We start from the raw sequence: 21,848 nt of genomic DNA, 5'->3' as shown, positions 1-21,848 counted from the left end.
CGATTCTTGAGCAGTTTTCGAGAAGTTAAAATACCGACGGAATAAACTTCACATTGATTCTCAGCGATGTATCCTGACGCATGTTCTCCCAACTCACCGACCTCGACCTGCGGCTGATCCGCGTATTTCTCGCCATTGTCGACGCGGGCGGCGTGTCGCCGGCCCAAGCGACCCTCAACGTCGGCCAGTCGACTATCAGCACGCAGCTTGCCACGCTGGAAACGCGCCTCGGCTACCGGCTGTGCGAGCGCGGCCGCGGCGGCTTCAGCCTGACCGCGCGCGGCGAGCAGTTCATCGACGCCGCGCGTGCCCTGCTCTCAGCCGTCGATACCTTCGGCATGCAGGCGCGCAACGTGGGCCGCAAGCTGGTCGGCACGCTCGATATAGGCATGATAGGCCACACGCCGGTGTCGGCGAGCGCGCGCATCAGCGACGCGATCGGCCGGTTCCGGGCGCGCGATCAGTCGGTGCGGTTTTCGATTCTGGTGCGCTCGCCGGGCGAACTCGAAGAACTGCTGCTGAATGGGCGCATTCAGATCGGCATCGGCTATTTCTGGCATCGCGTGCCGTCGCTCGAATACACCGAGGTGTTCGCGGAAGATCAGTTCGCCTATTGCGCGAAAGGGCATCCGCTGTTCGCTCAGGCCGGCGAGGTGCCGCCTGCCGAGGCCGCGCAGCACGAATGGGCGTGGCGCAGTTATCCGCTGCCCGAAGCCGAGAGTTCGACCACACCGCAGAACGTCACCGCCCTCGCCGACAACATGGAAGCGGTCGCGATGCTGGTGCTCTCCGGGCATCACCTCGGCTATCTGCCGGGGCATTTCGCGGCGCCGTTCGTCAAGCAAGGGCTGCTGGCCGCGCTGAATCCGGCGCAGATGCGTTACCGCGTCGCGTTTCACATGGTCACGCGGGCACGGCAGCATCGAACGGATATCGTCGAAGCGTTTATCGACGACATGAAGGCCGCGCATCCGGTGCAGGTTCTGGAAGTGGACGAGTAGTGGACAAATAACGCGCGCGATGAAAAGCCACGGCATGCCGTGGCTTTTTAGCAATCACACACCAACTGCGTAACGGCTTATCCGTTGATCACGTCCGCGCCCTTCGGCACCGTGAACTTGAACGCATCGGCCGGCAGCGGCGGGTTCTTCTGGATATTCGAGAAAGTCAGCAGCGTGACGTTGCCGAACACGTCGTGCAATTCCATCGCTTCGAGATTGCCGTCCTTGAAGCCGATGCCGACGCGCTGGAACTGCGTGTCCTTCGCCTTCGGCGTCAGTTCGAGCCAGTCGATGCCGGCTTTCACGCCCGCGTCACGCAGTGTGAAGTTCTTGTCGAGATCGTTGCTGCCGAACAGGATCGCCGCCGGGCTCGCACCGAGCGCGCCGCCGAGGCTGCGCACCGTCACCTGATTCAGATCCTTGTCATACACGTAAAGCTTGTCGCCGTCCGCTTGCAGCAGTTGTGCATAAGGCTTCTCGTATTGCCAGATGAACTTGCCCGGGCGCGCGAAGGTGAACGTGCCGCTCGAAGTGCCAGTCTTGCCGGTCCCCGTGGTAGACAATGTGCCGCTCGCGCCCTGCGCCTTGCTCGGCGCCCGCACTTCCTGCTGCACGAAGGTGCCGCGCGCCGAATGCACTTGCGCGACGAACGCCTTCAGTTGCTCAGTGCCACTCGCGAACGCCTGCGACGCGAACAGCACCGACGCGCCGATCGCCACGCTGCCGACGTTACGCACGAGAGTCCGGGCGAGCTGGCCGAAACGGCTGGATTGAGCATTTTCTCGAGCGTGCTGCTGCGCGAATAGCTGCATGTGGTTTTCTCCCTTGATTGAATTCGTTGAGCGGTCGTGACCGTCGGCGTATGAACAACGCCTGTGTGCCCGTGGCGGCCATGACTGCCTGGCGCAAAGCCAGGTGGCTTGCCTTCGGCCGGCCCTGCAAACGTCCCACACCAGCTTAAGCAACTAGCCTTAAATGAGCCTTAGAGGGTCGGCCAGCGCCGGAAAGCGGCAAAGCACCGGTTGCCCCGTCCGCTCCACTGCGATAACGAGGCGCCTCGACTTCACGACCGACGTCGCACGGCCCGCCTCGCTGCGGAACTGAGGCCCGACGGTCTATTCCGCTTCCCGCGCCGGCGCGAGAATCTCGCGATTGCCGTTCGACGACATTGCCGACACCACGCCCGAGTTTTCCATCTGCTCGAGCAGGCGGGCCGCGCGGTTATAGCCGATGCGCAAATGCCGCTGCACCAGCGAGATCGACGCACGGCGGTTCTTCAACACCACGTCCACCGCCTGGTCGTATAACGGGTCCGACTCGCCGTCGCCCGATCCGGTTCCTCCAGCGCCCGCGGAGCCTTCGTCGCCCTCGCCCGTCACACCGCCCTCGAGAATGCCCTCGATATAGTTCGGCTCGCCCTGTTCCTTGAGTTTGTCGACGACGCGATGCACTTCTTCGTCAGACACGAACGCGCCGTGCACGCGCACCGGCAAGCCGCTGCCCGGCGGCAGATACAGCATGTCGCCCATGCCGAGCAGCGATTCCGCGCCCTGCTGGTCGAGAATCGTGCGCGAGTCGATCTTGGACGACACCTGGAACGCCATCCGCGTCGGCACGTTCGCCTTGATGAGGCCGGTGATCACATCCACCGACGGACGCTGCGTCGCCAGAATCAGGTGAATGCCGGCCGCGCGCGCCTTCTGCGCGATCCGCGCGATCAACTCTTCGACCTTCTTGCCGACCACCATCATCAGGTCGGCCAGTTCGTCGATCACCACGACAATGTTCGGCAGGCGCGTGAGCGGCTCCGGATCGTCCGGCGTGAGGCTGAACGGATTCGGCAGTTTTTCTTCGCGTTTGGCGGCTTCGTCGATCTTGTTGTTGTAGCCGGCGAGGTTACGCACGCCGAGCTTGCTCATCAGCTTGTAGCGGCGCTCCATCTCGGCCACTGCCCAGTTGAGCGCGTGACCGGCCTGGCGCATGTCCGTCACCACCGGACACAGCAGATGCGGAATGCCTTCGTACACGCTCATTTCGAGCATCTTCGGATCGATCAGGATCATCCGGACCTGCTCGGCGCTCGCCTTGTAGAGCAGCGACAGGATCATCGCGTTGATACCGACCGACTTGCCCGAACCCGTCGTACCCGCCACCAGCAAGTGCGGCATCTTCGCGAGGTCGGCGCACACCGGCTTGCCGCCGATGTCTTTACCGAGGCCCATGGTGAGCGGCGACGCGGCGTCCGCATAGACTGCCGAACCGAGAATCTCCGAGAGACTGACAGTCTGACGACGCTGATTCGGCAACTCCAGTGCCATGAAATTCTTGCCCGGAATGGTTTCGACCACGCGGATCGACACAAGCGACAACGAACGCGCGAGGTCCTTGGCAAGGCCGACGATCTGGCTGCCCTTCACGCCCGTGGCCGGCTCGATCTCATAGCGCGTGACCACCGGACCCGGATATGCCGCGACCACACTCACTTCGACGCCGAAGTCCTTGAGCTTCTTCTCGATCAGTCGCGAGGTGAATTCCAGCGTATCCGCCGAGATGGTTTCCTGCGCGACCGGCGCCGCATCGAGCAGCGAGATGGGCGGCAAGGTGGAATCGCCCGGCAGGTCCGTGAAGAGCGGCACTTGCCGCTCCTTCTCAACGCGTTCCGACTTGGCCGGCGTGACGACCGGCGGCACGATCATGACCGGCTCGTGTTCCTCGATCCGCACGCGGCCCTTCTCGACCTTGCCCTCGCGCTTGACGGCGGCCGCTTCACCGAGCTTGCGGTCGCGGCCAGCCTCACGGCGCAGCTTGGCGAAAGTCACCGCGGAAATGATCGATTCGCCGACCTTCTCCGACACCGACAGCCACGAAAAACGGAAATACAGCGACAAGCCAATGCCAAGCACGATCAGGAGCGCCAGCGTGCCGCCCGTGAAGCCCAACGCATGCGACACGCCGCGCGCGACCGCCTCGCCGATCACGCCGCCCGGCGCGCGCGGCAACTGCACTTTCAGCGACCACATGCGCAGCGCCTCGATGCCGTCGCAGGCCAGCAGCACGAGCATGAAGGCGAACGCATCGGCGAGCCAACTCACGCCGCGCGGCTCGTCTTCCTGCAATTCCTCGTGACGGGTGATGCGCTTGTAGTTCGCGGAGATATGGCGGCCGAGCAGCACGATCCACCAGTAGGCGGACAGGCCGAACAGCAGCAGCAGAATGTCGGACGTCCACGCGCCGACGCGGCCCGCCCAGTTGGCAATATGGTCGACCTGCGCGGCATGGGTCCAGCTCGGATCGCGCCGGCTGTAACTGACGAGCGCCATGAGCAGGAAAACGCCGAGCGCCACCTGCAGGATCCAGCGGATTTCGGTGAAAAGGCGCGACATGCGGTGCGGCAATGCCTGCGCGCTCGCGGAATAGGGAGCTTTTGCCATTGATCCTGTTGCGTGTGTGCCCGATTCCCGGCCTGAGTCGTGGCCAAGCCTCGCCCAGCGCGGCTTCGGGCCCGATCCCGGCTTCCGGGAACTTCGATCCGGCCTATTGTAAACGCAGTGTCCCGCGCGAGGCTGTAAATGACGGTAACTTGGCCGTTTGGCCACAGAAAGGCGTTGCGCGGCCCGCCGCCGACGCTATCGGCGTGATCGGAAAGCTTCATGGAGCAGGCCGGCGCCCCGCCCTTTATAATGTCGCGCTGATACCCATCTACAGTTTCAGCTCAAGTCGCGCGGCCTCGCATGGGCGAGCCGGGCGCCGTAAAAGGATTCGATCATGCCCGCAACTTCCACGAAACACGCCAAGGTTCTGATTCTCGGTTCCGGTCCCGCCGGCTACACCGCCGCGGTCTACGCGGCGCGCGCCAACCTCGCGCCGGTGCTCGTCACGGGTCTGGCCCAAGGCGGCCAGCTCATGACCACGACCGACGTCGAAAACTGGCCCGCCGACGGCAACGGCGTGCAAGGCCCGGAACTGATGGCGCGCTTTCTGGAGCACGCCGAGCGCTTCAACACCGAAATCATTTTCGACCACATCCACACGGCCAAGCTGGATGAGAAGCCGATTCGCCTGATCGGCGACTCGGGCGAATACACCTGCGACTCGCTGATCATCTCGACCGGCGCATCGGCGCAGTATCTCGGCCTGCCGTCGGAAGAAGCGTTCATGGGCAAAGGCGTGTCGGCTTGCGCCACCTGCGACGGCTTCTTCTACAAGCAACAACATGTGGCCGTGATCGGCGGCGGCAATACCGCGGTCGAGGAAGCCCTCTATTTGTCCGGCATCGCCAAAAAGGTGACCGTGATTCATCGCCGCGACAAGTTCCGCGCCGAGCCGATCCTGATCGACCGCCTGCTCGCCAAGGAAAAGGAAGGCCTGGTCGAGATCAAGTGGGACAGCACGCTCGACGAAGTCACCGGCGACCAGTCCGGCGTGACCGGCTTGCGGATCAAGAACACGAAAACGGGCGACACCACGGACATCGCGCTGCAAGGCATCTTCGTCGCGATCGGCCATAAGCCGAACACGGACATTTTTGCAGGCCAACTGGAGATGAAGAACGGCTACATCATCACCAAGGGCGGCCTGAACGGTTTTGCTACGGCTACCAGCGTAGCCGGCGTGTTCGCCGCGGGCGACGTACAGGATCACATCTATCGTCAGGCGATCACCAGCGCGGGCACGGGCTGTATGGCCGCGCTCGACGCGCAACGCTATCTGGAAACCATCGACGAAATGGCCGGCGAGCATGCCATGAGCCAGGAAGCCGAGCGTTGATCGGCCGCGCCGGTCTGCGATCCGGTCGGGAAAATTAGCGCAACGGTAAAATGGCGGCTGGGCATCGCCCGGCCGGCAACTTGAACGAAGGCCGCGGCTGCCAAGCCGGCGGCCTTTTTCCATTCCGGTCTTCCAGTCGCAAGAAAACGTCGCGCGACCGATCTACTTTTCTGCGTGTATTACCCAATATGCCGAAGAACCAGCCCCATCCGAGCGAACCGAAGCGCGCGCGAGCCGTCGCGCGGCCCGCGCCCGAACCGGCTGCGCCCGCCGCCAAACCGAAGCTCGATCCGGCGGCCGGTCTCGCCGGTCTCGGCGCACTGCGCGATGCGCTCAAAGTCGACACGCAACGGCGCGAACGTGAACGGGCGGCCGCCGCGGACGCGCAGCGCGAAGCCTCGGCGGACGCCGATCTGTTTCGCCGCGAGATCGGCGCGGTCGCGCCGCTGGCCGTGCCGCCGCGCGCCACGCTGCCGCGCAATCCTCCGCCGCCGCTGCCAGTGCAAACCAAACTCGACGAAGAAGCCGTGCTGCACGAAGCGATCTCCGACGAGTTCGATCCGGAAATCCTGCTCGAAACCGACGAGACGCTGTCCTATTGCCGCCCCGGCGTGAGCCAGGAAGTCGTGCGCAAATTGCGGCGCGGCGACTGGATCGTGCAGGCGCAAATCGACTTGCACGGCATGCGGCGTGAAGAGGCGCGCGAGGCGTTGGCGGAGTTCATCCGCGAATCGGTGAAGCGCGGCTTGCGGTGTTTGCGCGTGATTCACGGCAAGGGTTTGGGGTCGATCGGCAAGGAGCCGGTGTTGAAGGGCAAAGTGCGCGCTTGGCTCGTGCAGAAGTCCGAAGTCATCGCGTTCTGCCAGGCGCGCCCGCATGACGGCGGCGCCGGCGCGGTGGTCGTGCTGTTGCAGCCGGGCGCATCGCCGGCTCACGCCAAGTCCTGACGGAGCCGCGGTGATCCATCCGAGGCTGACGCTTGCGCTGACCATCATGGAGGCGCTGGCGATTTTCGCGTACGCCCTCTCCGGTTTCATCGAGGCCAAGACTCGCCGGCTCGACGCGGTGGGGACGTTTCTCGTGGCGATCGCCACGGCTTTCGGCGGCGGCACGTTGCGCGACGTGCTGTTGGAGCGGCGGCCCTTTTACTGGGTCGAGCATCAGGATTATCTGATCGCGATCTTCGTGATGTCGCTGTTCGCGCCGACTCTCCTGAAAATGACCTCGCGGCTGTTTTCCGAGCGGGTTCTGCTGGTGGCGGATGCGATCGGGCTGGGGCTGTTCAGCATAGGAGGCACGTCGATCGCGCACGACGCGCAAATGCCGTGGTTCACCTCAGTGATGATGGGCGTGCTGACGGGGGTCTTCGGCGGCGTGATTCGCGACGTGCTGTGCAACGAAGTGCCGCTGATTCTGCGCGACTCGCGGCCTTACGCGACGTGTGCGTTCGTGGGTTGCTGGCTGTATGTGCTGCTCGATTATGCGGACGTCGATACGGTATATAGCGTACTGATCGCCACTGCCTTCATCCTGCTCGCACGGCTCGTGACGTTCCGGTTCAATGTGCGTTTGCCGCACTGACAGCGTGAATCGCCAAACGGCGCATTGCCCGCGAATCGGCAACGCGCCGTCCTTCATTCAAGCTTACTTGTTGGTCGCCAGCGCGCCCGCGCTCTTCGAGCCGCCGAACAACGCCGTCAGGTAGGCCGAGTTATTGTTCATGGTCGCCATCAAGGTGTTCAGCGCGGTGAACTGACTCTGATACTGCTTCGTCAATTGCGTGGCGTAGTCGCTCAGCTTGCTCTGCTGCGCAGTGACACTCTTCAGATCGGCGTTGAGCGCGCTATTGCGCGTGTCGATAATGCCACCCGTCCGCGTGAACTCGTTAATGCTCTTGTTCAATTTGGCGCCGACACCGTCGGTCGAGTTGAACAACGCGGCAACTTGCGCCGGACTGGTATTGAGCGCCGCCGTCAGTTTCGCGCTATCGACAACCAGCGTACCGTCCGCCGGATCACCCTTCAGCGTGATGCCGATATGCCCGAGGCTCACCACCGACGTGCCCGTACCCACCCCGCCGCTCACGATCGACGCCAGCGCGTTCTTGACCGTCAGCAGCGTCGAATCGCCAAGCAACGCGCCGCCCGTCTTCGACGATTTGTCGAACGAGGACAACTTGCTGATCGTGGTGACGACGGTGTTGTACAGATTGGCGAAGTTCGTAATGGCCGTGTTCTGCGCGGTGGTGTCCGGTGCGATGGTTAGCGTTTGCGGATTGCTGACCGAGGCGCTTGACAGATTCAGTGTGACGCCGGCAATCGCATCGGTGACGGCATTGCTGGCGCTGCGCGCCGCGATCCCGCCGATGGTGAGCGACGCGTCCTGCGCCACTTCGCTCTGATGCCACGCATTGCCGGCATCCGACGACACGATCGTGGACGCCCCGCCGTTCGCGCCGGGTGTCGACGTCACGCCGAGGCTCGACAGGCCCGCGTCGTCCTGCACGTTGCTGGTGGCCACGTTGATCGTGTTGGCCGACCCGGTGGTCGCCGAGCGCAATACGAGGTGAGCGCCGCCGGTGCCGGTCACGATCGTCGCCGTGACGCCCGGGTTGTTGGACGCCTTGTTGATCGCGCTGGCGATACCGCTCAGCGTATTGTTGGTGCTGTCGATCGAGACATCCATCGACTTGCCGCCGACCGAGATCGTCAACTTGCCAGTGCCGAGTTGCGTCGTAGCGCCGAACGCCGCCGAAGACAGGCTTTGCGACGAAGCGATCTGCGTCACATCGATCGTATAGCTGCCGGCGACCGCGCCCGGGCCCGCTTTCGGGTCCAGGCCCTTGCCACTCGCGGTCGCCGCGAAGGTGGACAACGTGGTCCCATCCGACAGATTCTTGATCGCCGCCTGCAAGGCGGACAACGCCGAAGTGAGCGCGCCGTACGCGGACAAGGTGGTGCTGTCGCTGGTTTGTCGGGCCTGCAGCGCCGCCGCCTGACCCGCCGTTTTGGCGTTGACGAGCGCCGAGACCAGAGTCGCCACATCCATCGACGAATTGCCGGTCGAACCGCTGATAATGGATTGCGCTGCTTGCTGGACCTGGCTTTGCGCGTTGGCCGTCGCGCTATTCACTGAGGACGTGATCGTAGACATGTAAAGCTCCCCGTGCGTCGAATTTTTTCGTTATTCATTGAGTGACGCCCCGGATCGCTTCTGTTGCGCTATTTATCCGGTCACGTCGGCTTTTCTTACAAATTTTTCAAATGTTACACCATCTTTCTTCATAGCTTTGTGACGGTTTAACGTAGTGAATGTGGGTTAGGGCGATCGTCGTGGGTGTCGATTTGCGCGGTTCCCGCTCGTCGTACGATAAAACGGTCGCTCCGGCCGTTCTCCTGCCACAGCAAACTCGCCAACCGCCCAAGGTGACCACGATGACCCTGAAGCTCTACGCCCATCCCTTCTCCTCTTACTGCCAGAAGGTCCTGACCGCGCTCTACGAAAACGGCACGCCGTTCGAACTGCGCCTGCTGGCACACGACGACCCGCAGGTCATGGCCGAATTCGCCGCGCTCTGGCCGATCAAGCGCTTTCCGGTGCTGGTCGATGGCAGCCGGACCGTGATGGAGGCGAGCATCATCATCGAATATCTGGGCCTCTATCACGCCGGGCCAGTGCCGCTGCTGCCGCCCGACGCCCGCGTCGCGCTGGAAGTGCGCAGCATGGATCGCTTCTTCGACAACTACATCTCGACGCCGCAGCAAAAGATCGTCTACGACAGCATGCGCCCTGAGCCGGAGCGCGACCCTCACGCCGTGGCCGACGCGCGCGCCATGCTCGACACCGCGTACGGCTGGCTGAACAAGGTCATGGCGGAACGCGAATGGGCCGCCGGCGACACCTTCAGCCTTGCCGATTGCGGCGCCGCGCCGTTCCTGTTTTACGCCGACTGGACGCACGCCATCGGCCCGGCGTTTCCGCACGTGCTCGCCTACCGCAAGCGCCTGCTGGCGCGGCCATCGTTCGCACGCGCGGTGGACGAAGCGCGCCCGTATCGCGCGTATTTCCCACTCGGCGCGCCGGACCGCGATTGAGGGCCGCGGCGCGGCCATGTCAGCCGAAAGATGCGCGACGGCGCCCCGCCCACCATCACCGTTTGCGACAACAATTTTTCCAGCCTATACACTTCACTTCGAAACCTACTTCCGCCACTCAACCTTAAGGCAAAACATGGACCGTTTCGAAGCGATGGAGATATTTACGCGTGTGGTCGAAGCGAACAGCTTCACTAAAGTATCCGAGTCGCTCGACCTGCCACGCGCCAAAGTCAGCCGCACCATCCAGGCGCTCGAGGAACACGTCGGCGTGCGTCTGTTGAACCGTTCGACCCGCCAGGTCAGCGTCACCGAAGATGGCGCGCTGTTCTACGAGCGCTGCGTGCGCATCCTCGCCGAAGTCACCGACGCCGAATCGTCGCTGTCGAACAAGCGCGAAAATCCGGCCGGCACGATCCGCGTGGATACGTCCGGCACGCTGGCCCGCGCGCTGCTGCTACCCGCGCTCGACGATTTCTACCGGCAATACCCCGAGATCGATGTGCGGCTCGGCCTCGCCGATCGCAATATCGATCTGATTCAGGACGGCGTGGATTGCGTGATCCGCATGGGCACGCCCGAAGAGTCGAGTCTGGTCGCGCGGCGGATCGGTCAGGCGCGGATCGTCACGTGCGCGTCGCCGGCGTATCTGGAGAAATACGGCGAGCCGACCACGCTCGAAGAATTGAGCGAGCATCGTGCGGTCAACTACGTGTCGGCGCGCACGGGCAGAACGTTTCCGTTCGAATACGAGGTGGACGGTGAGATCGCCAAGGTGTCGCTAAAGAGCGTGCTCGCGGTGAACGACGGCTCGGTCTACATCGGTGCGGCCGCGCTCGGTCACGGCATCATTCAGCCGTCGCGTTTCATGGTCGCCGACCTGATCGCGCAAGGCGCGCTGAAGGAAATTCTCACCGGCTACACGAGTCCCGGCACGCCGCTCTCGGTGCTCTACGCGCATCGCCGCAATCTGAGTTCGCGGCTGCGTGCTTTCATTGAGTGGGTGACCGAACTGGCGCGCAACAATCCGGATCTGCGCATTACTGAGCAGTAAAACGAAGCGCGCAAAACTAAAAAAACCCATGCGTTGTGAAACGCATGGGGTTTTCTTTTCTATTGCAGCAAAACTACGCGATCAGGCAATCCGCTCTTCGTTCGACGGATCGAACAACACCGCTTTCGACGTATCGAACAACAGCGTCGTGTTCGTCAGCGGCTGCGGATTCGACGCCGGGTGCACGCGGCTCACAATGCGCTTGCCGTTGACCTGCGCGAATACCAGCGTGTCCGGACCGGTCGGCTCGATCACGTCGACCTTCACTTCGATCGGTTGCAGCTTCGCGTTGTCGCCATGCGCGCCGCGCGCGTCGGTGATGCGCTCCGGACGCAGGCCGAGAATCACGTCACGGCCGACATGTGACTTCACCTTCGCCGAGTCGAACGGCAGATTCACCGCCGTGCGTGCGACACCCGTATCCAGTTCCAGCGCGACGCCCGCGCCCTGCTCCACCAGCTTGCCCTGGATGAAGTTCATCGGCGGCGCGCCGATGAAACCGGCCACGAACAGGTTCGACGGCGAATCGTAGATTTCCTGCGGTGCGCCGAACTGCTGCACGATGCCGTCTTTCATCACCGCGATGCGGTCGCCGAGTGTCATCGCTTCGATCTGATCGTGCGTCACGTAGACGATCGTCGTGCCGAGGCGTTGATGCAGCAGCTTGATTTCCGAGCGCATCTCGATACGCAGCTTCGCGTCGAGGTTCGACAGCGGTTCGTCGAACAGGAACATGACCGGATCGCGCGCCAAGGCACGGCCCATGGCCACGCGCTGACGCTGGCCGCCGGACAGTTGCCCCGGCTTGCGGTCGAGCAGGTGCGTGATCTGCAGCGTGTTCGACACACGGTCGACGATCTGCGCCTGCTCGTTCTTCGGAACCTTGCGAATGCCCAGGCCGAACGAGATGTTCTCGCGCACCGTCATGGACGGATACAGCGCGTACGACTGGAACACCATCGCGATGTCGCGATCTTTCGGCGACAGGTTGTTCACCGTCTTGCCGTCGATCTGGATCTCGCCCTTGGTCACGGTCTCGAGGCCGGCGATCATGTTGAGCAGCGTCGATTTCCCGCAGCCCGAACCGCCGACGAGAATCAGGAACTGGCCGTCTTCGATGTCGATGTTGACACCCTTCAGGACCGGCACCCCGTTCGGGTAAGTTTTGTACACGTCACGGATGGAAAGGCTTGCCATGCTGTGAATCCTCTTTGTCTCTGGTACTGCTTGAAAACGTCTTGTCGGGTCGCGGCGGCCCAGTCTCGAAGCCGCGCCGCCGCGCTCGGATGGTTTAGCCCTTCACTGCGCCCGCCGTCAGGCCGCGCACAAAATAGCGTCCGGCGATGATGTACACCAGCAGCGTAGGCAACGCAGCGATGATCGCGCCGGCCATGTCCACGTTGTATTCCTTCACGCCGGTCGAGGTGTTCACGAGGTTGTTCAGCGCCACCGTGATCGGCATCGAATCGACACCGGAGAACACAATCCCGAACAGGAAGTCATTCCAGATCTGCGTGAATTGCCAGATCAGGCACACCATGAAAATCGGCAGCGAGACCGGCAGCAGAATCTTCGTAAAAATCGTGAAGAAACCCGCGCCGTCGATACGCGCCGCCTTCACGAGTTCAGCCGGAATGCTGACGTAGAAGTTGCGGAAGAACATCGTGGTGAAGGCGATACCGTAGATCACGTGCACCACCACCAGACCGGTGGTCGTGTTCGACAGGCCGAGGAAGCCTTCGAAACGCGCCATCGGCAGCAGGATGGCCTGGAACGGAATGAAGCAGCCGACCAGGATCATCGTGAAGATCGGATCCGCGCCACGGAAACGCCAGTGCGTGAGCACATAACCGTTGAACGCGCCGATGATCGACGAGATCAGCACGGCGGGAATCACCATCCGCACCGAGTTCATGAAGAACGGCTGCATGCCGTCGCAACGCACACCCGTACAGGCGCCGCTCCATGCCTTGATCCACGGATCGATGGTCCAGTGCGTGGGCGGCGTCAGCAGGTTGCCGGTGCGCAGCTGATCGATGTCCTTGAACGACGTGGACAGCATCACGTACAGCGGGAACAGGAAGTACAGGGCGAACAGAATCAAGGCCGCATAAATGACGGCACGGCTGATCGTCATCTTAGGCTGCATTGCGGGTGCTCCTCGATTCCAGATACATCAGCGGCACGAGCACGGCTACGACAGTGGCGAGCATCATCATCGACGATGCCGCGCCGACGCCCAGCTGCCCGCGATTGAACGAAAACGTGTACATGAAGATAGCCGGCAGCGACGACGACGTGCCCGGACCGCCCGCGGTCAACGCGACGACCAGGTCGAAGGTCTTGATCGTGATGTGGCAGAGAATCAGCAGCACGGAGAAGAACACCGGGCGCATGCTCGGAATCACGATCTTGCGGTAGATGGTGGGCAAGCCCGCGCCGTCCATCTGCGCGGCCTTGAAGATTTCAGCATCGACACCGCGCAGGCCCGCAAGGAACAGCGCCATGACGAAGCCGACGGATTGCCACACGGCCGCGATCACGACGCAGAAGATCGCCTTGTCCGGGTCGCCCAGCCAACCGAACGAAAAGCTCGTCCAGCCCCAGTCGTGAAACACCTTTTCGAGGCCAATGCTCGGCGTCATGATCCATTGCCACGCCGTACCCGTCACGATGAACGAGAGCGCCATCGGGTACAGGAACACGGCGCGCAGCGCGCCTTCGTTGCGGATCTGCTGATCGAGCAGGATCGCGAGGAACAGACCCAGACCGATACAGATACCGATGAACGGAATGCCGAACCAGCCGAGGTTGGCAGCCGACGTCCAGAACACATCGTTATCGAACAGCTCGCGATAACGGTCGAGACCGACAAATTCATAACGTGGCATCAGTCGCGAATTGGACAGCGACAAAAAGCCGGTAATGGCGATGAAGCCATACACGAAGATCAGGCTGATCACGACGCTGGGTGCGAGCACCAGCTTCGGAATCCAGCGATCGGCAAGGGCCGCCATCGGCGACGTGCGGCGGGTCACGGTGGCCGTTTTCCCGTTTCCGCTGATAGAAGCAGTCACTACTCGACTCCTGCTGAAACTGTACCGCCGGGACCTTTACGCCAGAAAGACGCGAGCCCGCAACGGCATAGGTGTGACTCTATGAAACCAGGGTGAAGCCGCCTGTTACCAGTGCATCCAGTGCAATCAGCGACGTGAAGGGCGCGCCCGGCGCCCGATGCTGAACCGCCGGGCGCGCCGCTTCGCTTACTTCACTTACTTGGTCTTCGCTGCCTTCGCGAGCGCGGCAACTGCGCTCTTCGAATCCTGCTGCGAGTTCATGAACTTCGTGACCACGTCCGAGATCGCGCCGGCTGCTGCATCCGGTTGCGCCATGCCGTGTGCCAGCGAAGGCACATAGCCGCCCGACTTGATCGCCACTTGTTCATCCGCGTACGACTTCTTCGCGCAGTCGTCGAACTTGGCCATCGACACGCCCAGACGAACCGGGATGGAACCCTTGTTCAGGCTGAACTGTTCCTGGAAGTCCGGCGACATGATCGTCTTGGCCAGCGCGAGCTGACCCGGCGTTGCCGCCTTCGCGCCCTTCTGCTGGAAGAACACGAACGAGTCGACGTTGAACGTGTACGACTTTTCCGTGCCCGGCACAGCGGCGCAGATGTAGTCCGAGCCCGACTTCTTGCCGGCGTTGGCGAATTCGCCCTTCGCCCAGTCGCCCATGAACTGCATGCCGGCCTTGCCGTTGATGACCATGGCCGTTGCCAGGTTCCAGTCACGGCCCGTGCGGCCCGCGTCGAAGTAACCCTGGATCTTGCGGACCGTGTCGAACACGCCGACCATCTGGTCCGACGTCAGCGTCTTCTCGTCGAGATCGACCAGTGCCTTCTTGTAGAAGCCCGCGCCTTGCGACAGCACGACGTCTTCCCACAGCGTCAGGTCTTGCCACGGCTGGCCACCCATCGCGATCGGCTGGATGCCCGCGGCCTTCATCTTGTCGGCCACTGCGAAGAACTCAGGCCACGTGGTCGGCGCTTTGCCGCCCGCCTTGTCCAGCGCTGCCTTGTTGATGTACAGCCAGTTCACGCGGTGCACCGAGAACGGCGCAGCCACGTAGTGACCGTCTGCGTGCATGATCTTGTCGATTTCCGGCGGCAGGTTCTTCTTCCAGTCACCCGCGACGGAGTCGATCGGCACCAGCACGCCTTGCGACGCCCAGTCCTGGATCAGCGGACCCTTGATCTGCGCGGCGGTCGGTGCGTTGCCCGAGATGACCTGCGTCTTGAGTGCCGTCATGGCAGCCGCGCCGGCGCCACCCGCAACCGCGAAGTCCTTCCACGTGTAACCCTGCTTCGTCATGTCGTCCTTGAGGACGCCGACGGCTTTCGATTCACCGCCCGAAGTCCACCAGTGCAACACTTCGACCGACTCGGCGGCTTGCACAGCCGAGACGCCACACATCAGACCTGCGGCGCACAAAGCGCCCATGATCGCGCGAAATTTCATTGTTTATCTCCTCCAGACACCTGAACAAAAAACAAATGGCCCCTGATGTCGCCAGGGTGCTGTGGTTGGTTCAAACAGGCAAAACACTGGGCGATCGAGCACGGTCGGGCGCATGCGCGAGGCATGTGCCGGTGGACCAATGTCCGGCCGCTGGAAGCTCAAGAGATGAGTGGTTCGGGATGCAACTGACTGTCTCCTCTTTTGATTTTTGCCTGCCCGCGTCGCGCGCGGCAGACTCGAGGTGCCTTGCACGTCAACTTGGGGCAGACCCTGCCGGCCGCTCAACTCCCCGGCTTTCCGTAAAGCCCGCCGGGGCATGCTGGCACGTGCCGACACGCAATGTCCGTTAACATGCAGGGGACGCCTGCCGATTCGGGAAAACGCGCATCTTGACTCACAGCGCACGCTTTTTTCATCGAATTAGCGCTACCTCTTGATTTGGATTGTAGTTAAACTACAATTCAGTGTCAAAAAATATTTTATCGGACTACGGTCGCGCTTTCGCTCACCTTCCGCGGCCCCAGGACATCGACGGAGACTCATGCAAACCGATTCAAGCTTCACCTTCGTTCTCTTCGGCGGAACCGGCGATCTGTCGATGCGCAAGATCCTCCCCGCACTGTTTGAAGCACACCGTGCAGGCGGCATGCTGGCCGACAGCGGCAAGATCGTCGCGGTGGCGCGGCATGCAACGGATCGCGGCGAGTACATCCAGTGGGTGAACGAGCACGTCAAACCGCATGTGTCGAAGAACGGTGTGGACGAGGCGGCATGGGCGAGCTTTCTGGAGCGCATCGAGTTCGTGAACATCGACCTCGGCAAAGCGGAAGACTTCGTGCATTTGCGCGACGCGATCAAGGACCTGCCTGGCATTCGCGTGTTCTATCTGGCTACGGGGCCGTCGCTGTTCGTGCCGATCTGCCATGCGCTGGCATCGGTTGGGCTGAACGAGAACTCGCGCATCGTGCTGGAAAAGCCGCTCGGCTACGACCTCAAGTCGTCGAACGCAATTAATGATGCGGTCGGTGAAATCTTCGCTGAAGAACAGATCTATCGGATCGACCACTACCTCGGCAAAGAACCGGTGCAGAACCTGCTGGCGCTGCGCTTCGGCAATGCGCTGTTCGAGCCGCTGTGGCGCCGCGAGTGGGTCGAGAGCATCCAGATCACGATTGCCGAAGAACTCGGCGTGGAGGCGCGCGGCGACTTCTACGACAACACCGGCGCGTTGCGCGACATGGTGCAGAACCATTTGCTGCAACTGCTTTCCATCGTTGCGATGGAACCGCCGCACTCCATGGATTCGGATTCCGTACGTGACGAAAAGCTGCGCGTGCTGCGCGCTTTGAAGCCCATCGATCCGCGCGATATCGGCAAGGTCGCCGTACGCGGGCAGTATCATTCGGGCGTGATCCGCGGCACTGCGGTGCCTGCCTACGCCACCGAGTCCGGCGTGAGGCCGGACAGCACGACCGAAACGTTTGTTGCGCTGAAGGTCGAGATCGAAAACTGGCGCTGGGCCGGCGTGCCGTTTTTTCTGCGCACCGGCAAGCGCCTGGCGGATCGTGTCGCCGAGATCGTGGTGAACTTTCGTGCAGTGCCGCATTCGGCGCTCGGCGCCTCCGCGCTGCGCGCTGGCGCGAACCGCCTCGTGATCCGCCTGCAGCCGAACGAAACCATTCGCCTCTACTGTCTCGCGAAGCAGCCCGGCGAAGGCATGAACCTCGCCAGCGTCCACCTCGACCTCGCGTTCGACCAGTTCTTCCGCGAAGGACAGATGGAGGCGTATCAGCGTCTCCTGCTCGACGTGATCAACGGCCGCCTCGCGCTGTTTGTGCGGCGCGATGAGCAGGAAGCCGCGTGGCGTTGGGTCGAACCTATCCTGAACGAATGGAAGGCGTCGAACAAGCCGCCCAAGCCGTACGCATCGGGCACGTGGGGACCGGCTGCATCGAGCGCGATGCTGGCGCAGCACGGCACCTGCTGGCTCGAAGAAGAGAATTGAATCACGGCGGCACGTCGTATTGAATGGAATATGGCACGTCGCCCGTAAGACCCACCGACGAACTGAACGGAATGGCGCCGGTATCACGAGGGCGCCTGCAAGTCATCCACTTTGCAGGCATCGCGTGAGAGCAGTACGGCACATTCCGCAGATCACACAAAAAAGCAGCACGGAGGAGAAGTGATCGAGCTTCACACTTTCGACGATCAACGCGCCCAATCCGACGCGTTGGCGAAAGCGGTTGGCGACGCGTTACATGCGTCGCTCGCCGCACAGGCCGCCAGTTCCACTACCGACGCGCGCCCCGCAATGCTTGCAGTGTCCGGCGGCAGCAGTCCACGCCCGTTCCTGCAGACCTTGTCCACGCAAACGTTCGACTGGGCACGCATTGCCGTGACGCTGGTCGACGACCGCTGGGTGCCGGAAACGGACAGCGCGAGCAACTCGCAACTGGTGCACGCCACGCTGTTGCAGAACGCCGCGAAGGACACCGCTTTCTGGCCGCTGGTGGACACCACGCAAGATCTCAACGCGCATGTCGCCGCGCTGAACGCCGACGCGCGTTTTGGCAGCGTGCCGGACGTCGCGATTCTCGGCATGGGTGAAGACGGCCACACCGCGTCGATCTTTGCCGACTCGCCCGAATGGGATCATGCGATCACCACCACCGAGCGCTTTGTTGCCGTGCACCCCGGCAGCGCGCCGCATGCGCGCGTGAGCTGGTCGATGTCCGCGTTGAAGGAAGTGAAGCATCTGTTTTTGCTGATTGCAGGACCGCGCAAGATGGACGTGCTGAACGCCGCGTCCGCTTCGCTACAAAAAAATGCCATCTCGCAGTTGGCAAACGACAAGGGAGTGAGACTCGATGTCTACTGGTGTGCAAACTAAGGCTGTTCCGGGCGCGGGCCAGCACGCCGATGGACCGAGGCTCTTGGCCGACATCGGCGGCACGAATGCGCGTTTCGCGCTGGAGACGAGTCCGGGCGAAATCGGCTCGGTGAAGGTCTATCCGTGCGCGGACTATCCGGGCGTTGCCGAAGTCATCAAGAAGTATCTGAAGGACACCAAGATCGGCCGCGTGAATCATGCGGCGATTGCGATTGCGAACCCGGTCGACGGCGATCAGGTGAGCATGACGAATCACGACTGGAGCTTTTCGATTGAGGCCACGCGGCGCGCGCTTGGTTTCGACACGCTGCTGGTGGTGAACGACTTTACCGCGCTGGCGATGGCGCTGCCTGGTCTCACCGACCAGCAACGCGTGCAGGTGGGCGGTGGCGCGCGTCGTCCGAATAGCGTGATTGGTTTGCTCGGGCCGGGCACCGGCATGGGTGTGTCAGGCCTGATTCCCGCCGATGATCGCTGGATCGCGCTCGGCAGCGAAGGTGGCCACGCTACTTTTGCGCCGGCTGACGAACGCGAAGACATCGTGCTGCAGTACGCGCGTAAGAAGTGGTCGCACGTGTCGTTTGAGCGCGTCGCTGCGGGTCCTGGCATCGAAGTGATTTATCGCGCGCTTGCGGGCCGCGATAAGAAGCGCGTGGCGGCCAACGTCGACACGGTCGAGATCGTCAAGCGCGCTCTCGAAGGCGAACCGCTCGCGGCGGAATCCGTCGATGTATTCTGCGGCATTCTCGGCACGTTCGCGGGGAATATTGCGGTGACGCTTGGGGCGTTGGGCGGGATTTATATCGGCGGCGGCGTCGTACCGCGACTTGGCGAGGTCTTCTCGCGTTCGTCGTTTCGCAAGCGCTTTGAGGCTAAAGGCCGCTTCGAGGCTTATCTGCAGAACGTGCCGACGTATGTGATTACCGCTGAATATCCGGCGTTTCTCGGTGTATCGGCGATTCTTGCCGAGCAGTTGTCGAATCGCGCGGGCGGCAGTTCATCGGCCGTGTTCGAGCGGATTCGCCAGATGCGCGATGCGTTGACGCCGGCCGAGCGACGTGTGGCCGATCTCGCGCTGAATCATCCGCGTTCGATCATTAATGATCCGATTGTGGATATCGCGCGTAAGGCGGATGTGAGTCAGCCGACTGTGATTCGGTTTTGTCGATCGTTGGGTTGCCAGGGGTTGTCGGATTTCAAGCTGAAGCTGGCAACGGGCTTGACTGGCACTATTCCTGTTAGCCATAGCCAGGTGCATCTCGGCGATACAGCGACGGACTTCGGCGCGAAAGTGCTGGATAACACCGTGTCGGCGATTTTGCAGTTGCGCGAGCATTTGAACTTCGATCAGGTCGAGCGGGCGATTGATCTGCTGAACGGCGCGCGGCGGATCGAGTTTTATGGGCTCGGGAATTCGAATATCGTCGCGCAGGATGCGCATTACAAGTTCTTCCGGTTTGGCATTCCTACTATTGCCTACGGCGATTTGTATATGCAGGCGGCGTCTGCTGCTTTGCTTGGGAAGGGGGATGTGATTGTTGCTGTGTCCAAGTCAGGGCGCGCGCCTGAGTTGTTGCGGGTTCTTGACGTGGCTATGCAGGCTGGGGCTAAGGTGATTGCCATTACTTCAAGTAATACGCCTTTGGCTAAGCGGGCTACTGTGGCTTTGGAAACCGATCACATTGAAATTCGTGAGTCGCAGTTGTCCATGATTTCGCGGATCTTGCATCTCGTTATGATCGATATTCTTGCTGTTGGAGTGGCTATTCGGCGCGCTGTGCCTAGTGCTGATGTGGCAGAGACGGTTGCTAAGGCCAGGCAAGGCGCTGATGATGATGCTAGTGCTGTGCTCGATTGGTTGAGTCATGGGGCGGCTTCTTCGGCGCGGGATTAACGTTGGAGGGTTTGGTCTGCGCTGCAAGTTGGTTGTTGGTCTTGGGGTGTTGGCCTTTCCTTGATTTCTTGGTGGTCTGCTTGCCTACGGCGTGGGCCTTTCCTTGAACTCGCGGTGGTCTATTAGCGTTGCCCCTGTGCGGGGCGGCACCTACTTCTCTTTGCCGCCGCAAAGAGAAGTAGGCAAGAGAAAGCGGCTCAAACCGCTAATTCTTAAGCGGGGCCCCCGCACAGTCGCGGTAGTGGTGCATCTGGAATCTGTGTTCTCGCACATTCCGCCTCAGTGACAAGGCGCTCATTCTTCCCGCCTCGCGCGATGCGCTCGCCGGAAGGGGCTGCTTGAATCCGTGGGTTTTTCTGTGCGCGGTGAGGGCCGTCGGCTTCGCCTCGGCGAAGTGCCGCTAAAGGCTTCCGGTTCTTTAACCGTGGTTGCGTCTGGAAAACGTTAGAGCTGACTCGGTACATTCGCGGTCGCCGCGGCACGCGCTTCGCGTCGTGCCGCAGTACCCTCGGAATGTGAAAGGCGCATGCGCCTTTCTTCATGGGCGCGGTGCGATGTCGCGGCTCACGGCTCACGGCTCACGGCTCACGGCTCACGGCTCACGGCTCACGGCTCACGGCTCACTGTCAGTGTGCAGTCGCTGTGCGACGCGAGATCGTTTTGAATTGCATCTGCTTGTTCAACGTCCTCCTCGTTGCTCCGATACGTTCACGGCTATCCACCGCTGTCCGCGTAGCCTTTGCCAGAAGGTCCGCTGCGTGGCGCGCCGTGATGCGGCTCTGCGGAATTCCCTTCGCATCAAGTGCGATCACCTGGTATAACTCGCGGTCAATCTCGACTTCGCGTTGGTAGTCCTCGACAGTGTCCAACAGCAGTTCCAGCAGTTTCCGCTGGCGGTGCCTTTCTTCTCGTGTCACCGCCGGACTCCTAACTATTGAAGCCACAAACGTGACCAGCTTGTCCAGTTGACTTAGCTGCCGTTCAACCAGTCCGAAAGCTGATAAGGCCAGTTTTTCGTATTGAAGTGCGTCTACGGGTGGGCGCGACGTAGTGCGTGAATTCTTGACGGATTTACTCATGGCGCGATCTCCCTGAAACTTACTTGGATCGCCCGACACGCGCTTGCAAGGTGGTGAGCGGGCACAGTGACAAGGTTGGCGGCCGTTACCAAACCGGCAGGCCCGAAGGCCTCCCCATCAAGGCCCGCCCATAAGACGTGCTGAGATAGACACACGCCCCGCCAAAGCAGGCGCGTGTTTGGTAGCAGGCCGCCAAGCCTGGCCGTCGCTGTTTTGACGGCAAATTGAGTTTAAACGTCTTGCATCACGAGTGATCACCCGCGCGAGCTAAAAGCCGCGCACCAGCACGATTTCTGAAATTTCCCAAGCACGCCCACGAACGAAGTACTACGACGCCAAAGAAACGCCGAAAAAAAACGAAGCGATTGGTCGAAGAACGACCGCGACGGCGCGCGCAGCGCCGCCGGAAGAATGAGCGCCTTGTCACTGAGGCGGAATGTGCGAGAACACAGATTCCAGATGCACCACTACCGCGACTGTGCGGGGGCCCCGCTTAAGAATTAGCGGTGTGAGCCGCTTTCTTTTGCCTACTTTTCTTTGCGGCCG

17 protein-coding genes are annotated in these 21,848 nt (G+C 61.9%); 9 read left to right on the top strand and 8 right to left on the bottom strand.

Features of this window, described 5'->3' with window-relative positions:
• Positions 1 to 80 precede the first annotated feature (80 nt).
• Positions 81 to 1,001: a LysR family transcriptional regulator gene (locus tag PQR32_RS31190; RefSeq protein ID WP_408236222.1), complete on the top strand. Its 921-nt coding sequence runs from the start codon at positions 81 to 83 to the stop codon at positions 999 to 1,001.
• Between the two features lie 77 nt (positions 1,002 to 1,078).
• On the opposite strand, the gene lolA is transcribed toward PQR32_RS31190, so the two are convergent.
• Together lolA and PQR32_RS31180 are read right to left on the bottom strand one after the other, a co-directional pair.
• Complete coding sequence (gene lolA, locus PQR32_RS31185) at positions 1,079 to 1,813, bottom strand: outer membrane lipoprotein chaperone LolA (protein WP_408236219.1); 735 nt, start codon at positions 1,811 to 1,813, stop codon at positions 1,079 to 1,081.
• A gap of 303 nt (positions 1,814 to 2,116) precedes the next feature.
• Positions 2,117 to 4,432 carry a DNA translocase FtsK gene (locus tag PQR32_RS31180; protein WP_408236217.1) on the bottom strand — a complete coding sequence of 772 codons (2,316 nt, stop codon included), beginning with the start codon at positions 4,430 to 4,432 and terminating at the stop codon, positions 2,117 to 2,119.
• 334 nt (positions 4,433 to 4,766) lie between these two features.
• Between PQR32_RS31180 and trxB the strand changes: the two genes are divergently transcribed.
• The 3 genes from trxB (at position 4,767) to PQR32_RS31165 (ending at position 7,349) form a co-directional block, all read left to right on the top strand.
• On the top strand, positions 4,767 to 5,768 hold the full coding sequence (gene trxB, locus PQR32_RS31175; RefSeq protein WP_408236214.1) for a thioredoxin-disulfide reductase: 1,002 nt from the start codon (positions 4,767 to 4,769) through the stop codon (positions 5,766 to 5,768).
• A gap of 188 nt (positions 5,769 to 5,956) precedes the next feature.
• A complete protein-coding gene (locus PQR32_RS31170; protein ID WP_408236211.1) occupies positions 5,957 to 6,715 on the top strand; it encodes a Smr/MutS family protein in 759 nt (252 codons plus the stop codon).
• A gap of 13 nt (positions 6,716 to 6,728) precedes the next feature.
• Positions 6,729 to 7,349, top strand: coding sequence for a trimeric intracellular cation channel family protein (locus PQR32_RS31165; RefSeq protein WP_408236382.1), 621 nt, complete (start codon positions 6,729 to 6,731; stop codon positions 7,347 to 7,349).
• Between the two features lie 63 nt (positions 7,350 to 7,412).
• On the opposite strand, the gene fliD is transcribed toward PQR32_RS31165, so the two are convergent.
• Entirely contained in the window at positions 7,413 to 8,921 is a 1,509-nt protein-coding gene (fliD, locus tag PQR32_RS31160; protein WP_408236208.1) for a flagellar filament capping protein FliD, read from the bottom strand.
• Between the two features lie 281 nt (positions 8,922 to 9,202).
• Between fliD and PQR32_RS31155 the strand changes: the two genes are divergently transcribed.
• A complete protein-coding gene (locus PQR32_RS31155; RefSeq protein ID WP_408236205.1) occupies positions 9,203 to 9,862 on the top strand; it encodes a glutathione S-transferase family protein in 660 nt (219 codons plus the stop codon).
• Between the two features lie 136 nt (positions 9,863 to 9,998).
• Complete coding sequence (locus PQR32_RS31150; protein WP_408236202.1) at positions 9,999 to 10,916, top strand: LysR family transcriptional regulator; 918 nt, start codon at positions 9,999 to 10,001, stop codon at positions 10,914 to 10,916.
• An 81-nt stretch (positions 10,917 to 10,997) separates the two neighbouring features.
• On the opposite strand, the gene PQR32_RS31145 is transcribed toward PQR32_RS31150, so the two are convergent.
• The 4 genes from PQR32_RS31145 to PQR32_RS31130 form a co-directional block, all read right to left on the bottom strand.
• Positions 10,998 to 12,113 carry an ABC transporter ATP-binding protein gene (locus PQR32_RS31145; protein ID WP_408236199.1) on the bottom strand — a complete coding sequence of 372 codons (1,116 nt, stop codon included), beginning with the start codon at positions 12,111 to 12,113 and terminating at the stop codon, positions 10,998 to 11,000.
• 94 nt (positions 12,114 to 12,207) lie between these two features.
• The gene (locus tag PQR32_RS31140) at positions 12,208 to 13,065 is read right to left on the bottom strand and encodes a carbohydrate ABC transporter permease (RefSeq protein WP_408209966.1); all 858 of its coding nucleotides are present in this window, start codon (positions 13,063 to 13,065) and stop codon (positions 12,208 to 12,210) included.
• The gene (locus PQR32_RS31135; protein WP_408236195.1) at positions 13,055 to 13,993 is read right to left on the bottom strand and encodes a carbohydrate ABC transporter permease; all 939 of its coding nucleotides are present in this window, start codon (positions 13,991 to 13,993) and stop codon (positions 13,055 to 13,057) included. Before PQR32_RS31135 ends, PQR32_RS31140 begins: the two co-directional genes overlap by 11 nt.
• A gap of 195 nt (positions 13,994 to 14,188) precedes the next feature.
• On the bottom strand, positions 14,189 to 15,436 hold the full coding sequence (locus PQR32_RS31130; RefSeq protein WP_408236192.1) for an ABC transporter substrate-binding protein: 1,248 nt from the start codon (positions 15,434 to 15,436) through the stop codon (positions 14,189 to 14,191).
• Between the two features lie 541 nt (positions 15,437 to 15,977).
• Between PQR32_RS31130 and zwf the strand changes: the two genes are divergently transcribed.
• The 3 genes from zwf (at position 15,978) to PQR32_RS31115 (ending at position 20,223) form a co-directional block, all read left to right on the top strand.
• Entirely contained in the window at positions 15,978 to 17,441 is a 1,464-nt protein-coding gene (gene zwf / locus PQR32_RS31125) for a glucose-6-phosphate dehydrogenase (RefSeq protein WP_408209957.1), read from the top strand.
• A 180-nt stretch (positions 17,442 to 17,621) separates the two neighbouring features.
• Positions 17,622 to 18,329 (top strand): 6-phosphogluconolactonase, encoded by a 708-nt coding sequence (pgl, locus tag PQR32_RS31120; protein WP_408236189.1) that lies wholly within the window; start codon positions 17,622 to 17,624, stop codon positions 18,327 to 18,329.
• Positions 18,307 to 20,223 carry a bifunctional transcriptional regulator/glucokinase gene (locus PQR32_RS31115; RefSeq protein WP_408236186.1) on the top strand — a complete coding sequence of 639 codons (1,917 nt, stop codon included), beginning with the start codon at positions 18,307 to 18,309 and terminating at the stop codon, positions 20,221 to 20,223. The genes pgl and PQR32_RS31115 overlap by 23 nt, the downstream gene beginning before the upstream one ends.
• 626 nt (positions 20,224 to 20,849) lie before the next feature.
• Here the strand turns inward: PQR32_RS31115 and PQR32_RS31110 are convergent.
• The gene (locus tag PQR32_RS31110; RefSeq protein WP_408236183.1) at positions 20,850 to 21,302 is read right to left on the bottom strand and encodes a hypothetical protein; all 453 of its coding nucleotides are present in this window, start codon (positions 21,300 to 21,302) and stop codon (positions 20,850 to 20,852) included.
• Positions 21,303 to 21,848: the final 546 nt, after the last annotated feature.

Origin of the sequence: Paraburkholderia dipogonis (assembly GCF_046027395.1) — a bacterium.
GTDB classification, from domain to species: Bacteria; Pseudomonadota; Gammaproteobacteria; order Burkholderiales; family Burkholderiaceae; genus Paraburkholderia; species Paraburkholderia dipogonis_A.
The sequence above is the reverse complement of the archived record's forward strand: the minus strand, read 5'-3'. Positions and strand labels throughout refer to the sequence as shown.

Bases quoted from the DNA above. Each gene is read 5' to 3' on its own strand.
- PQR32_RS31190 (WP_408236222.1), top strand. From the start codon at position 81: ATGTTCTCCCAACTCACCGACCTCGACCTGCGGCTGATCCGCGTATTT.
- lolA (WP_408236219.1), bottom strand. From the start codon at position 1,813: ATGCAGCTATTCGCGCAGCAGCACGCTCGAGAAAATGCTCAATCCAGC.
- PQR32_RS31180 (WP_408236217.1), bottom strand. From the start codon at position 4,432: ATGGCAAAAGCTCCCTATTCCGCGAGCGCGCAGGCATTGCCGCACCGC.
- trxB (WP_408236214.1), top strand. From the start codon at position 4,767: ATGCCCGCAACTTCCACGAAACACGCCAAGGTTCTGATTCTCGGTTCC.
- PQR32_RS31170 (WP_408236211.1), top strand. From the start codon at position 5,957: ATGCCGAAGAACCAGCCCCATCCGAGCGAACCGAAGCGCGCGCGAGCC.
- fliD (WP_408236208.1), bottom strand. From the start codon at position 8,921: ATGTCTACGATCACGTCCTCAGTGAATAGCGCGACGGCCAACGCGCAA.
- PQR32_RS31155 (WP_408236205.1), top strand. From the start codon at position 9,203: ATGACCCTGAAGCTCTACGCCCATCCCTTCTCCTCTTACTGCCAGAAG.
- PQR32_RS31150 (WP_408236202.1), top strand. From the start codon at position 9,999: ATGGACCGTTTCGAAGCGATGGAGATATTTACGCGTGTGGTCGAAGCG.
- PQR32_RS31145 (WP_408236199.1), bottom strand. From the start codon at position 12,113: ATGGCAAGCCTTTCCATCCGTGACGTGTACAAAACTTACCCGAACGGG.
- PQR32_RS31140 (WP_408209966.1), bottom strand. From the start codon at position 13,065: ATGCAGCCTAAGATGACGATCAGCCGTGCCGTCATTTATGCGGCCTTG.
- PQR32_RS31130 (WP_408236192.1), bottom strand. From the start codon at position 15,436: ATGAAATTTCGCGCGATCATGGGCGCTTTGTGCGCCGCAGGTCTGATG.
- zwf (WP_408209957.1), top strand. From the start codon at position 15,978: ATGCAAACCGATTCAAGCTTCACCTTCGTTCTCTTCGGCGGAACCGGC.
- PQR32_RS31115 (WP_408236186.1), top strand. From the start codon at position 18,307: ATGTCTACTGGTGTGCAAACTAAGGCTGTTCCGGGCGCGGGCCAGCAC.
- PQR32_RS31110 (WP_408236183.1), bottom strand. From the start codon at position 21,302: ATGAGTAAATCCGTCAAGAATTCACGCACTACGTCGCGCCCACCCGTA.